This window comes from Paraglaciecola mesophila (assembly GCF_009906955.1).
GTDB lineage: Bacteria > Pseudomonadota > Gammaproteobacteria > Enterobacterales > Alteromonadaceae > Paraglaciecola > Paraglaciecola mesophila_A.
This window is the reverse complement of the sequence record NZ_CP047656.1, coordinates 1,129,397-1,144,141: the sequence shown is the minus strand read 5'-3', so window position 1 is coordinate 1,144,141 and position 14,745 is coordinate 1,129,397. Positions and strand designations below refer to the sequence as shown.

Genomic DNA, 14,745 nt, shown 5'->3' with positions numbered 1-14,745 from the left:
TGTGGCTACCAATTCCTTTGTTGCTGAGTCGGTGTACGTTGTTGTCTACGCTTTTGGTTTTCTAACTGCATTTTGCGTTTAAGTAAAAAAGCGGGGTCGTCTGGCACGCGATTTAGTAAAGTTTGCATACGCTGCATTTGTTCTTTCTGTTCGTCTGTCAGCTCTTCTGGTGACTGAACATCTGCTGCTGATGCTTGTTGTTCCTGAGCATCTTGCTCATCAAACTGCTGATCATCATTCATCGTCTGTGATGATTGTTCGTTTGTCGAAGATGCTTGCTCTTCTTGCTGCCCTGAGGCGTCGTTACTCTGTTGATCCGCTGATGGCTGTTGATCCGCTGATGGCTCTTCATCCTTGTTTTCGCCTCCTTGCTCTCCTTGGTTGTCTTGCTCAGGTTGATCTTCAGGTTGAGAAGGATTGGCATCACTTTGATCTGAGCTATTACTGTCTTGCGACTGCTCAGAGCCCTGACGTTGCTGTTGGTCTGAGTTTTGGTTGTTTTGTTGCTCGCTTTGCTGATTATTATCACCTTGTTCGCTGTTATCGCTTTGCTGGCCGTCGTCATTTTGCTGACTGTCATCACCTTGTTGCTGATCAGAGTTACCCTGCTGTTGTTCTTTTTGTTGTTCAAGCAGAGCTTTGTTCGCTTTGGCATCCTCATGAGCAGGGTCAATTTCTAAGGCTTTGTCATACGCTTCAATTGCTTCATCAAGTTTGCCTAGTTGAGCAAGGGTATTACCTTCATTGTATCTAGCTTGTGCACCTGTAGCGTGTTGGAATGCTTCAAGCGCGGTAGCGTAATCTTGCGCTTTGTATGCCGCTGCGCCGCGCCACATTGGGTCTTCGAAATGCTCTGCTGCCGCATTATAATTCTCAGCTTGAAAGGCTTGCTGACCCTGTTGGTTTTTGGTTTGCCACATATCGTCCCACCAACTTGCACTGGCTGTTGGTGTGTACACAGGCAGTAGCAAAAACAGGGCGAATATACCGAGCAAACCTCTACGGAACCCATAAGCGGCGAGGGGAATTAATAAAAGAAGTAAATAAGGACCCATTTCTTGCCATTTATCGCCGAAGTTTTCATTCGCTTCACCTTCCTTTTCCTCATCGCTAGAGATGACCGACTGGTTTTTAAGGTAATCGATATCACTGTCATCAGTACGCATCGCAATATATCTTCCTTGCCCTTTGCGGGCGAGGATCTTTAAATTACTTGCACGCAATCTGGGTACCACGACAGCGCCACTACTGTCTTTTAAGAAATCGCCATTTAATAATTGAATCGGCGCTCCCTCCGCAGTGCCAACGCCAAGCACAGAAAGACGATAGGGGGAATTTTCAAGTAGTTTGCTGACCTCCGCCATTTGACCGTTCTCAATACCATCAGTGATCCAAAATATTTCACCTTGTTGATAACCGGCGTTGTGTAACAAGCTGATGGCGGACTCTAATCCCAGAAAAGGCTCGCTACCCTCTACAGGCATGATTTCAGGGGATAAGCTGGGGATTAAGGTCGTCAAATTTTGCGCGTCAGAACTTAACGGGCTAATAGTGAACGCATCGCCCGCGTAAGCTACAAGGCCAGTTTCACCTTCAGCTATGGCTTTTACTAAATCGATCGCTTTGTATTTTGCCCTTGTTAACCGGTTAGGGGAAACATCTGTCGCGCGCATGGAAAGCGACATATCCAATACCACGACCTTGCCGCTATTTAGCTGATAAACCGGTTGCGGTAAACGCAACCAAGTGGGGCCAGCTAGCGCAATTGAAGCCAATAACCAAGCTGTCGCCAATATGTAAAAAGGCGGCTTAGCGGATTGGATTCCATTTTGAGCGATTAGGTGCTGATATAGGTGTGCGGGGAGCACAGATTGCCAACCTCCACTGTGTTGGCTCATACGTTTCAGGAGCACAATCAGCGCTATCAAAGGAATAATGGCTAACAGCCACAAAGGACGCAAAAAATGAAAATCGGCGATATTCATTTCAACCATCATTTGGCTCCTTTTTTGTCGGTGCGTTTTATGTTGGATACCCAACTAAGCATGAGCGGTTTGAGCGCGAGCAAAAACGTAATGACTAGGGAGAACGCTAACGGGTAATAGTACAACGCTTGTAGTGGTCGCATTTGTCTACTTTCTCGCGCAATGGGCTCTAATTCGTCTAGTTTGTTATATATCTCTTTTAGACTCTCGGCGTCTCTGGCACGAAAGTAGCGCCCACCGGTGGATTCAGCAAGTTGGGTAAGCATGTTCTCATCTAATTCCTGTGAGGGATTGACTTGGCGGCTCCCAAAAATACTTTGTACCATCATCTGATCAGCACCAACGCCAATTGTGTATAAGGTCACACCATTATTTATGGCTAACTCGTTGGCTTGCTGAGGACTGATATTACCCGCGGTATTTTGTCCGTCAGTTAATAAAATCAACACTTTGTTTGATTCTTTCTTGCTTTGGAATCGCTTAATGGCAAGGCCAATAGCATCGCCAATGGCAGTTTGCTCTCCCACCAAACCAATTAACGATTCGTTTAACAGCTGTGAGACAGTTTCGCGATCGTAAGTTAAGGGGGCTTGTAGATAGGCGGTATCAGCGAAAAAAATCAAGCCAAGACGATCGCCAACGCGGCGCTGAATAAAATCGTGAAGTACTGATTTAATCATTTGCAGACGATCAACTTGTCGACCATTAACTTGCATGTCATCGATTTTCATACTGCCAGACAAATCAACGGCAATCATAAGATCGCGCCCTTCTGCAGGTATGCTTACTGGCTCTCCTAACCATTGAGGACGCGCGCTTGCGCCGACTAGAGCTATCCATGCTAATGCCGCAACAAGTAAAAACCCACGCCGACTAGTAGGCGGCTTAGAAACCTTTTGTAGCGCTTGAGGTAAATGGGGCACTCTGAGCGCTGCTGATTGCACTTGGGCTTTGGCTGGTAGCAAATAAATTAAGATAGGTAAGGGCAGGGTGAACCACATCCACCACCATGCAAACTCAAACATGTTCCGCTCCTGTAGAAGTTGAGCTTTGTTTGGTTATGAATTTGGCACTTTTTAGCCACACGTTAACCTGCGCATGTATCTGCTTGAAGTCATCTGCATTTGGCGCGTCAGGTCGGTATAACTGAGATTGAAAAGCACTAAAAGCGGCATTAAAAGCAGCTTGTTTAGACTCAGGCAGTTGATCTGATAAAAAGGCTTGCCACTGTGAAGTATGCAGATTTGCCGCTTGCTCATTGGGAAAATAACGTAAGCACACACGCTTGAGTAATGTGTTGATTCGAATAGGCCAATCTGTTTGCTCACTGGATATCTGTGATAGCTCAGTGAATGCTTCTCGCTTTGCTCCATTAAAGCGGTGACGTTTCATTAAAACTAAAGTGATAACAGCTACTGTAACCATGCATAATAAGGCAACTAACCACCATCCGTAGGCGGGAGGCCATACACTGACTTGCGAGGGAACATGAATGTCTTTTAATTGCTCTAACGGGTTCATACGTCTGATTCACTACTGCGTTTTGCTAATTGGCGTTCTAATGAGAGACCACAACTGATCGGGACTACTTTGGCTCGGCTTTTCTTTAAACGAGAATGAATAGAATTGAATCTCTGCTCATGTTCGGATTGGTATTGGGTGGCAATACCTTGCTCGCCGATCAATATTTGTTGTTCGTTGTAGCCGTCGGTTAAATTCAACATTTGCTGATACTTACTTTGTGGAAGTGTGTGTTCAAACGGATCACTGATAGGATAGGCTGTCACCTCGCAATGTCGGCTTAGCTGCGCCAAATGTTGTTGCGCAGTATCGTTTAATTGAGCGAAATCGCTCAATACAAATACCAAACTGCCCGGGTGCGCTAATCGACGCAAGCGTGCGCAAGCATCGGCAAACGTCACATTCGATACACTATTTTTATCGTGTATTTCATGAGGCTTATGCAGTTTCACCATTCCATTTAACAAAGACAATACGGCTTTTTGACGAGAAAAAGGTTTAAATTCTTTATGCTGAGTATGGTTAAATACCAAGCCACCAATGCGATCGCCTCTTTTGTGGGCAGCCCAAGCGATAAGTGCGGTTAAATGGGCAACTTGGACCGATTTGAACAGCAACTGAGTACCGAAATGCATGGAACTTGATAGATCCGCTAATACGAAGACTGGGCGTTCTTTTTCTTCTCGGTAGATTTTGGTGTGGGTTTTCCCAGTGCGGGCGGTTACACGCCAATCTATGGCGCGAATATCATCACCTGGTTGATAGTGACGAGCTTCGTCAAACTCCATGCCTCGACCTTTTGTTTTAGCTAAATAGCCACCGGCAAGTTTTGCCTGTGCTGGGCGACCCAATGCTAAATTTAATAAGCTGGCTTTGGTGCGATAATAAAGCAGCTCTTTAATCTGTAGGTTCACCCCGTCGCTATGATGCGTGGCTAACCATTGATGAATATCTTGGGATAACTGCATAAACGACTGCCCTAAGGAACAGGGACATGTTGTAAAATGCTATCAAGTACTTGATTGCTCGAGACACCCTCAGCTTCAGCTTCATAACTAAGCAATAAACGATGACGCAGCACGTTATGGTATACAGCTTGTATGTTATCAGGGCCTACAAAATCACGTCCCATCAACCAAGCGTGGGCTCGGGCGCATTTATCTAGGGCAATCGTTGCTCTGGGGCTAGCGCCAAATTCAATCCAACTTGCAAGCTGTTCACTGTATTTTTCAGGTTGACGGGTGGCAATAATCAGTTCAACGAGATAGCGTTCTAAGGCTTCATCTAAGTGAATTTCGAGCACCGCTTTGCGGGCACTAAAGATATCTTGCTGAGTCAAATTTGGCGCGGTAACTCCGGCGCTATGCAAAGACTCGTTGCGGGTTAGTTTGAGCACTGCAAGTTCTGTTTCAGCGCCAGGGTAATCAATTTCCAAATGCATTAAAAAGCGATCTAACTGGGCTTCAGGTAAGGGGTATGTTCCTTCCTGCTCTATCGGGTTTTGGGTTGCCATAACCAAGAATAATTCAGGTAGCGGGTAGGTTTTGTTACCTACGGTGATTTGTCTTTCTGCCATCGCTTCAAGCAATGCTGATTGTACCTTCGCTGGGGCTCGGTTTATTTCATCAGCTAACACCAAGTTGTGAAACAGTGGCCCTTTCTGGAAATCAAATTGACCGGTTTCGGGACGATATATATCTGTACCGGTGAGATCTGCGGGCAATAAATCAGGTGTAAATTGAACCCGATGAAAATCACCCTCTACACCGTTGGCAAGGGAGTTTACCGCACGAGTTTTAGCAAGGCCGGGGGGACCTTCTACTAATAAGTGGCCATCTGCGAGTAATGCCACGAGAATATTTTGGGTCAAGGTTGTCTGACCGATAACTTGCGAGTCTAAATACGCTTGTAGTTGGGAAAATTGAGCTGAAGGCATGTGTTTTTATTATTCCTGCGTTGAATGGTGTACATAGGTGTACGGGAAAATAAACTGTGTTTACAGACAATGCTATCTATATAGGGTTCCCTTACTGAAAAACAATGTTACAAATGACAAAGATGTGTTTTTTAGTATGCAATTTTGAGCGTATAAGTCCTTGTCTGTATTACGAAATTGGATCTATAGCAAAACATTAGCAAGAGAGTGTTTACGATGGGGTTGCGTCTCTGTGTGTGCCGAATGTTCCGGCGAGATTGGATTGTGGTCAGTCATTTAAATGGCTATTGTAATTGCTTATAAATGACACAATATTATCTATACTTTCAAAATTTTCATTCTCCCTGTACAATTCATCAAAATTACAGGTCAGACCACTTGGTTTCGACTCAACATTAAGGTTAAATCATGACGGCAAAACAAACAGTGACAACTCGAAGCGGCGAACGAATCGCCATAGTGGCTGGGTTACGCACACCATTCGCTAAAATGGCAACCAATTTTCACGGCGTTCCTGCCGTTGATTTAGGCAAAATGGTTGTTAATGAGATGCTGGTAAAACACAACGTCGATCCATTAACTATAGAGCAACTGGTTTACGGGCAAGTGGTACAAATGCCAGAGGCGCCGAACATTGCGCGCGAAATTGTGTTGGGGACAGGTATGAGTGTACACACTGATGCCTATAGTGTGTCACGCGCCTGTGCAACAAGTTTTCAATCCACAGTTAATATTGCTGAGTCAATGATGCTTGGCAATATCTGTGTGGGGATCGCTGGTGGCGCTGATTCGACGTCAGTTTCACCGATTGGTGTATCGAAAAATTTAGCCCGTGCGTTAACAGATCTGCAAAAAACTAAGACAGTCGGGCAAAAGTGGAATGTACTTAAAAAGCTTGGCTTGAAAGACTTGTTACCGGTCCCCCCGGCTGTCGCTGAATATTCTACGGGCTTGTCTATGGGACAAACCGCTGAACAGATGGCAAAAACCCACAATATTAGTCGCGCAGAACAGGACAAGTTGGCCCATCGCTCGCACTCATTAGCTGCGCAAAGCTGGAATGAAGGCAAGTTAGCAGGAGAGGTGATGACTGCATACCCTGCGCCATATAAGAGTGCCTTCGAGAAAGATAACAACATTCGTTTTGACTCAAAATTAGAAGGCTACGCCAAGCTTCGCCCTGTATTTGATAAGAAACATGGCACGGTGACCGCTGCAAACGCAACGCCGCTAACCGATGGTGCTTCAGCGGTACTAATGATGACCGAAAGTAGAGCAAAAGCATTGGGTTATACCCCTCTTGGCTACATCAAGAGTTATGCTTTTGCTGCAATCGATGTGTGGGAAGATATGCTCATGGGGCCGTCTTATGCCACGCCCATTGCATTAGATAGAGCTGGAATGACACTGAATGATTTAACTCTGATTGAAATGCATGAAGCGTTCGCTGCGCAAACGTTAGCCAACGTGAAAATGTTCGCTAGTGACAAGTTTGCTCAGGAGAAATTAGGCCGCAGTAAAGCGACGGGGGAAATCGACATGGACAAATTCAACGTAATGGGTAGCTCACTCGCTTATGGCCACCCGTTCGCAGCCACTGGTACGCGCATGATAACTCAAATGCTTAATGAGCTCACACGACGTGGTGGCGGCAGTGGCTTGGTAACTGCTTGCGCTGCAGGTGGTTTGGCCGCTGCAATGATCGTTGAAACTGAATAAGGGTAATATGATGACCAATGAAAATACAACAGAGCAACTTAGCCCAAGCGCGTTTACCCTTACCAAACGTGATGATGGTATTGCTATTTTAAGTATGGATGTGCCCGGGGAAACCATGAACACGCTCAAAATTGAGTTTGGTGACCAAGTGGGGGCCATGCTTGACCAGATCGAGAGTGACAGCAGTATTAAAGGCGTAGTGGTTATCAGTGGCAAAGACAATTCGTTTGTCGCGGGGGCTGATATTTCGATGCTTGCAGGATGTAAAAGTGCCGAAGAAGCAGAAGCAATAGGTAAAGGAGGACAAGCTGTTTTTCAACGTATCGAAGAAATGTCGGTGCCTTTTGTTGCTGCAATTCACGGCCCTGCGTTAGGCGGAGGGTTAGAGTTGGCTCTTGCTTGCCACATGCGAGTGTGTAGTGATGATAACAAGACCCAACTAGGCTTACCTGAAGTACAACTAGGCTTATTGCCAGGCAGTGGTGGCACGCAACGTCTGCCCCGTTTGATCAGCGTACAGCAGGCCATGAAAATGATGCTGACAGGGTCAGCGGTGCGAGCGAAACAAGCGAAAAAATATGGCATTGTGGACGATATGGTACCACGTTCGATCTTGCTTGATGTGGCCATAGAAATGGCGAAGAAAAGCAAGCCGAAACGCAAACCAGCTAAGCTTGACCTCATGGGACAGTTTCTAGAGCGCACTCCGATGGGCAGAAAGTTAATGTTCAAACAAGCGCGTAAGCAAACCCATACCAAAACACTGGGCAATTATCCCTCGCCTGAGCGTATAATTGATTGTATCGAGACGGGGTTGGAGAAAGGCAGTGCACAAGGCTACGCGCTCGAAGCTAAACATTTTGGCCATCTTGTGATGACACCTGAATCAGCCGCTCTACGCAGTTTGTTCTTCGCTACGACTGAAATGAAAAAAGAGAATGGGGTTGAAGGCGTTGCTCCTAACGCATTGAAGAAAATCGGTGTGTTAGGTGGTGGACTTATGGGGGGAGGTATTGCTTTCGTGACGGCAACAAAAGCGAAATTGCCTGTACGCATTAAAGATATCCGCAGTGATGGCATTGCCCATGCGATGAAATACTCTTATGACATTCTGAGCAAGAAGGTGAAACGCCGGTTCATGTTGCATTCCCAGATGCAATCTCAGCTTTCGCGTTTAACCGGCTCTGTTGATTATGTAGGCTTCGACAATACGGATGTCGTGATTGAAGCGGTTTTTGAAGATCTGGCATTAAAACAAAATATGGTTGCCGACGTGGAAACACATTGTTCAGAGCATACTATTTTTGCTTCGAATACGTCGTCGATCCCAATTGGTCAAATTGCTGCCAACGCGAAACGTCCCGAAAATGTGATTGGCCTGCACTATTTTTCTCCAGTAGACAAAATGCCACTGGCTGAAGTCATCGCCCATGAAGGAACGTCAGATCAGACTATTTCAACAACCGTTGAGCTAGCGAAAAAACAGGGCAAGACCCCCATTGTTGTAAAAGACGGAGCAGGCTTTTATGTTAACCGTATTTTGGCACCGTATATGAACGAGTCGGCCGAAATATTATTAGCCGGCGAGCCGATTGAACAAATTGATAGAGCCTTAGTGAAATTTGGTTTCCCAGTCGGACCTATCAAACTGTTAGATGAAGTCGGCATTGATGTGGGGACGAAAATAAGCCCGATTTTAGTAGCTGAGTTTGGTGAGCGGTTTAGTTCAGCCCCTGGGTTCGACAAATTATTGGCGGATGACAGAAAAGGTAAAAAGAATAAGCGTGGATTTTATAATTATGAAGGTAAAAAACCAGGCAAAGAAGTCGACGAGAGTGTCTATGATTTATTAGGTATTACCCCAAGTAGCCGTTTAAGTGAAAGTACAATCGCAGAACGCTGTGTTCTCTTGATGCTTAACGAGGCTGCTATGTGTCTCGATGAAGGGGTAGTGCGTAGCGCCAGAGATGGGGATATAGGCGCTATATTCGGTATCGGTTTCCCGCCGTTCTTAGGTGGGCCGTTTAGATACATGGATAGTTTAGGTATTCAACAAGTCGTAGAACGACTAAGCTACTACCAACAACAATTTGGTGACAAGTTTACCCCAGCTAACTGCCTAGTAGAAATGGCTGAGAATAACGCCACCTTTTACGCTTAGCGCTCTTCAATTTCATTGAAAAAACACAAAGCCGAACCTTTGTTAAAAGGTTCGGCTTTTTTGTATTCTGGGCTGTCAGTACGGCATACCCTTTTCTTAATCCGTTCAGGCATATTCGTTTTACTCACTAATTGACAGGCATAAAAAAAGAGAGTTCCTCTCTCTTTTTTGACTGAATAATGTTTATTCAGTTGAAGTCGACGCTAATTAAAATCTAACTGAGCCTACTTTTATTGCTTTGTTTTCTGCGCTTGTCATAGTGGTTTTAGCTGCTTCAGGTGCTTTTGCACTTTCAACAGATTGAGTAGCAACAGGAGCGGCAGTAGTAAGTGCTAGAGCGATTGCATAAGCTTTTAACATTGGATATTCCTCTTAATATTTTATTATTGACGTTTCGCTGACTATTATTTGTCAGTCGAAAGTATTAATGCTTATTGCGTGCCAATGTGCATAAGGTAGAAAAAATATGCGTTTATATTGATTTGTTTATTTGATAAGTAGCAGAGAGTTGCTGAAGGTTGGACGTTTTAAAAAGGACAGAAAGAAGCGTCTTAAGAAATGAATTATTCAATAGAATTAGTCAAATGGCTCCATTAACAAAATCAGGAGTTGCATAAAAAATAACCCGCCAGCCCTTGTAGTATGGGGTTACTAGTTTTACCGAAAGAGATTAGAAATGAGAAATTAGAAGGCCGCAAGGAATGTTAAAGCAAGCTAACGCGCTGCATTAACTTCCTTGCAATAATCTGTTTAGTTGATGATTTTCTTTGAGTAAACGTTCGAAGCGAGAAGAGCTCAAAGGTTTGCTATAAAGATAACCTTGCAGCATTTCACATTCATAACGACGTAAAATTGACATCTGCTCTTCATGTTCTACCCCTTCGGCAACGACTTTGAGGCCAAGATTGTGCGCAATGGTGATAATAGCGGCAGTCATATGCCGGTCGACACTACTCGTAGCGATATCATCAATGAACGCCTTGTCTATTTTTAGGGTATTTAATGGAAAGCGCTTTAAATACGCTAAGGATGAGTACCCTGTACCAAAATCATCTAACGCTAGGTGAATACCGCGCTCACGTAACCGGGTCATCATGCGAAGAGCATTATCGGGATCTTGCATCAAGGTGCCTTCGGTAATTTCACACTCTAGATGAAGCGGTGACAGGTCGGCTTTTTGCAAAATATCAGCGATTTTCTCGTCTAAGTCGGGTAATTCGAATTGGCGTGCTGAAATATTGACGGCTACACGGCCGGTAAAGATGCCTGCCTTTACCCAGCGCTTCGTATCTTCACAGGCTTTACGTAAAACCACTTCCCCGATGTCAATAACTTGACCTGTTTGCTCTGCTAAAGGAATAAATTGCGCTGGGCTAACGATACCTTTCTCTGGATGCTCGAAGCGGACCAGTGCTTCCATGCTGAGTAACTTACCCGTAGCGATATCAATTTTAGGTTGATAGTAAACGTTGAACAGGTCTTCCTTTAAGCCGTGACGAATTAGGTTTTCTATTTGTAATTGACGCACTGCATTTTGGTTCATTTCGCCACTGAAGAATTGATATTTATTTCCCCCAGCATTTTTAGCAAAGTACATCGCCGTGTCTGCGTTCTTGAGTAACTCTTGTGGTGAACTACCATCTTCAGGGAAAAACGCGATGCCAATGCTGGCACCTAGTACAAACTCTTGATGATTAATTAAGAATGGGCGGGCCAGATCATCCAAAATAGATTGTGCAAAGTGAGTGACGTTGTGAACATCTGTATCTTTGTCGAGCAGTATACTGAATTCGTCCCCGCCGAGGCGATAACAGGTGGCGCTTTTACCGGCCAATTTTTGCAACCTTCGCGCTATTTGCTTAATCAATAAGTCACCGGTTTGATGTCCTAACGAATCGTTAATTTTTTTAAAATTATCCATATCCAAACAAATGAGCGCGTGCTGAGTCCCGCGTCTAACAATGTTGTTGTGGCTGGCTTGAAAAAATGAACGGTTAGGTAAATCCGTTAGCGGGTCGGTGTTGGCTAACTTGAGCAATTCTTTTTCGGTGCTTTTACGAGGAGTAATATCGGAAAACACGCCTACATAATGACTGATTCGGCCATCTTCGTCGTTGATTGCGTCGATGTTCAATTCCATCTCGTACTTTTCACCGTTGATACGCCTAGACTCTACTTCTCCGTTCCAGTTTCCCTTTTGGCGTAGTGACTTTTTCACTTCTTCGGTAAATGCCCCAGGGTATTGGTGGAAGGTCAGGTAGCTGGCGAGCGCTTGATCACGCGTTTCACCCGTGTATTTGCAATAGGCTTTATTCACCGAAATATATTTAAAGCTGGTATCGGCAATAAATACGCCATCCGAAATTGTTTCAATAGAACGCTTAAACAGTTTTAGTTGTTCTTCTGCTACTTTCAAGTGACTGATATTCTTAAACGTACCCGTCATCCTAGTGGGTTGATTATTACTGTCTCGACTAACGACTTTACCGCGATCGAGTACCCACAGCCATTCTCCTTTAAACGTGCTGGCGCGGTAAGTGACTTCAAAATGTTCTGTTTTATCTTGCAGATGCTCATTTAGGGCATCTTGTACTCTTTTAATATCGTTTTGGTGAATGTTGGCTTGGTATGCGCTGTTAACCCGAATGTCATCTTGGGGAAAGTCCATAATGCCCCAGGTATTTGAACGAAAGACTTGTCCTTGATATATATCCCAATCCCATAGCTCGTCACCACTACTCCACAGGGTCAACTTCAAGCGCTCTTCACTTTCAGTAATGGCCAAGCGAGCGATACGTTTTGAACGATATTGCTTCACAACGCTTAAGGCAATGAACAAAGCTAAGATGCAATAGAGGACTAAGGCATTACGATGAAGCCACAGAGGAGGCTCAATATTGATAGTTAACGATTGAGAATCTGACCAAGGGTTAAGATTATAGCGACTTTGCACTTCAAACTGATATTGGCCGAAATCTAAGTTAGTAAAGGTTGCTTCTCGAGTACGTTTATCTGCATCTAGCCACTTATCAGAATAACCATTTAATTTGTAACGGTAAGAGTAGCCATTTGCATTCAATGGGTTGAGTTGACCAAAGGTTAAACTCACATGATTAGAGCTATTTGGTAAGTTAAGTTCATTGGTAAGGTAAATAGGTTTATCGAGCGGACTGCCTATACTGTGTACCGTGACCCTCCTATTAAATAACCCTAAGTGGGTGATGATTGGTGGCGCTAATAAACTACTATCTATTGATTCGACAGATGATTTTTTATTCTGTGATACTTGTTCATGGTCGAATAAATTAAACCCTTGGGAGCCACCAAAAAGTATTTTTCTATCTAGGGTAACTAATCCCGCCCCTTCATTGAAATCATTGAAGTCTAGTCGCTCTGGAGTGATTTGTTGTACAACCTGTTTAGATGAAATAGAGACTTCTTCGATGCCTCCGGCCATGGTCGTTAACCATATGCTGTCGTCTACTCTTAACGCTTTTACAATTTGGTTGTCAAATAGCCCAGTATTTACATTGATTTTCTGGGTTATTTGAAAGGTTTGCTTGTCCAAAACGATGAGACCGAATTCAAGTGATGCCAGCCAAAACTCTTCTGCCGTCTCAACGACAGAGCTAAAGTTATTGCTGGTTAATAACGGGTCGCTTGATAATTTCGTTAACTTCTGCGAGACCAAGTCAAATATTAGAAGCTCGTTGTTTCCTCTTAACCAAAGTCTTTCATCACTGTCAATAAATATGGGATCTAACGTTTTAAACCCTGTGCTGCGAAGTTGAATGGAGTGTTCACTAAAATCTTCTGTGTCAATCCATCGCAAATTGTTATCTTGCGATTTAAGCCAAATTTTATTTTCAGAATATAAAACTCTGTAATAAAAGTTACCTGGAGAAAGCACCTTTAAGAGTTTTAACTCTCTACTTTTATCTTTTTCATATATATAAATTCCACCGCTTGTGGCTAGCCATAGACGATCTTTTTCGTCAATTGTCATATCCCAAATACTGTGTTCAAACCCTTTAAGCCAGGAAGTAAATAGCTCTTTTTGGGGACTAAACTCAGATATACCTCCGGACTGAGTGGCAAGCCAAATTATATTATTACTGTCTTGTTTTATTGACCAGACCACATTTCCCGCCAAGGTGTTATCAACGGCTTGGTTAGCAACATAATGCCTAAAAAGAGCAGAGTCTTGGTTGTATCTGTAAACTCCAGCGGTGTGAGACCCTAGCCAAATAGTGTTATTACTGTCACGGAACATACTGAGGAGAAATATACCAGCATCAGTTTGAGTAGCCTGATTATTTAACCCGCTATCAAGCGGCACATGCTTAGTTACTTCCAGCGTCTGGTTTACTATGGTCAACCCAGCGGAAGTTCCGAGCCATACGGAGCCGTCATGCCCTGGCTGGATATTACGGACTTCGTTTCCGAGAAGGTTGGGAGTACTTTCTGTGCTGAAATGCTTCAGAGTATTGGTCGTTTGATCCCATGCGAAAGCACCTAATTCCGTAGCAAACCAATAAATGTCGCCAATATGTTTAACGTCGAACAAGTACTCCCCTGATAAGGTCATATTTAGAGGATTCGCAGACTTAAGATCGTATAGCGTTTTGGTGTCATTTTCTAAAAGGAATATACCATGACCGTAGGTGCCAATTATCGTATAGGCGTCTTCAGCAAGTATGGACTTAATTTCAGGTGGTAGACTATTCGACGAAATTTCAACGGGGGTAAAATCATTTGTCTGTTTGGAATAAAGATATAAGTTGGACTCATTTGCAACGAGTAAGCGGCCCGATTGGGATAGACTCAACGCGTTTATAATATTGTTATTTAAACTACTATTTTGCTGATTGTAGCGGGTAAAGTTATCACTTAATGGGTTATACCGAGCTAAACCGTTTTGAGTGCCAACCCACAATACTCCTTTAGGGTCTATTAGCAAGGTCCTAATAAAGTCATGAGGTAAAGACGTTATATCATTGGGGTTATGTTGGTAGTTAACGAATTCATAACCATCAAAACGACTCAATCCATTTGCGGTAGCGAACCACATGAATCCGCGTTTATCTTCGATAATGTCCGTAATCGTATTTTGAGTTAAGCCATCGGCTTTGGTGAGATTATCAAAAGAAAAGGATTGGGCGTACGCTGTATTTAAAAAGCCCATAGTAGCGATTATAAGCCACACACAGCAAAAGAAGGATTGAATAGTTAAAGTATGCAATTAACACCTGTCAGCAGTTTTTCTGCTTTGTAATTATTAATATTTAGGAACCTATCCATAGCATCCATTGTGGTAAATATGCCTAAAATACGGGGCCTTAACAAGTTTTAATCGTTACTTTTTACTGCTATAACACAGATTTTGCGTCAAGCAGTGTTTTGTTCGGTCTATCGGCAGAATC

9 protein-coding genes are annotated in these 14,745 nt (G+C 43.8%); 2 read left to right on the top strand and 7 right to left on the bottom strand.

The window, feature by feature from the left end:
- Positions 1-5: 5 nt before the first annotated feature.
- Genes FX988_RS04825 through FX988_RS04805 form a run of 5 tightly spaced genes read right to left on the bottom strand, consistent with a single transcriptional unit; the run spans position 6 to position 5,442 of the window.
- Positions 6-1,997: a VWA domain-containing protein gene (locus FX988_RS04825; RefSeq protein WP_160178579.1), complete on the bottom strand. Its 1,992-nt coding sequence runs from the start codon at positions 1,995-1,997 to the stop codon at positions 6-8.
- On the bottom strand, positions 1,994-3,010 hold the full coding sequence (locus FX988_RS04820; RefSeq protein WP_160178578.1) for a vWA domain-containing protein: 1,017 nt from the start codon (positions 3,008-3,010) through the stop codon (positions 1,994-1,996). Before FX988_RS04820 ends, FX988_RS04825 begins: the two co-directional genes overlap by 4 nt.
- The gene (locus FX988_RS04815; RefSeq protein WP_160178577.1) at positions 3,003-3,506 is read right to left on the bottom strand and encodes a DUF4381 domain-containing protein; all 504 of its coding nucleotides are present in this window, start codon (positions 3,504-3,506) and stop codon (positions 3,003-3,005) included. Before FX988_RS04815 ends, FX988_RS04820 begins: the two co-directional genes overlap by 8 nt.
- Positions 3,503-4,474 (bottom strand): DUF58 domain-containing protein, encoded by a 972-nt coding sequence (locus FX988_RS04810; protein ID WP_160178576.1) that lies wholly within the window; start codon positions 4,472-4,474, stop codon positions 3,503-3,505. Before FX988_RS04810 ends, FX988_RS04815 begins: the two co-directional genes overlap by 4 nt.
- A gap of 11 nt (positions 4,475-4,485) precedes the next feature.
- Complete coding sequence (locus tag FX988_RS04805; protein WP_160178575.1) at positions 4,486-5,442, bottom strand: AAA family ATPase; 957 nt, start codon at positions 5,440-5,442, stop codon at positions 4,486-4,488.
- A gap of 408 nt (positions 5,443-5,850) precedes the next feature.
- Between FX988_RS04805 and fadI the strand changes: the two genes are divergently transcribed.
- Complete coding sequence (gene fadI, locus FX988_RS04800) at positions 5,851-7,161, top strand: acetyl-CoA C-acyltransferase FadI (protein WP_160178574.1); 1,311 nt, start codon at positions 5,851-5,853, stop codon at positions 7,159-7,161.
- A gap of 10 nt (positions 7,162-7,171) precedes the next feature.
- Positions 7,172-9,322, top strand: a complete 2,151-nt coding sequence (gene fadJ / locus FX988_RS04795; RefSeq protein ID WP_160182099.1) for a fatty acid oxidation complex subunit alpha FadJ — start codon at positions 7,172-7,174, stop codon at positions 9,320-9,322.
- A 207-nt stretch (positions 9,323-9,529) separates the two neighbouring features.
- On the opposite strand, the gene FX988_RS21615 is transcribed toward fadJ, so the two are convergent.
- Together FX988_RS21615 and FX988_RS04790 are read right to left on the bottom strand one after the other, a co-directional pair.
- The gene (locus FX988_RS21615) at positions 9,530-9,682 is read right to left on the bottom strand and encodes a hypothetical protein (protein WP_201751632.1); all 153 of its coding nucleotides are present in this window, start codon (positions 9,680-9,682) and stop codon (positions 9,530-9,532) included.
- A gap of 367 nt (positions 9,683-10,049) precedes the next feature.
- Positions 10,050-14,507, bottom strand: coding sequence for an EAL domain-containing protein (locus FX988_RS04790; RefSeq protein ID WP_160182098.1), 4,458 nt, complete (start codon positions 14,505-14,507; stop codon positions 10,050-10,052).
- Positions 14,508-14,745 lie beyond the last annotated feature (238 nt).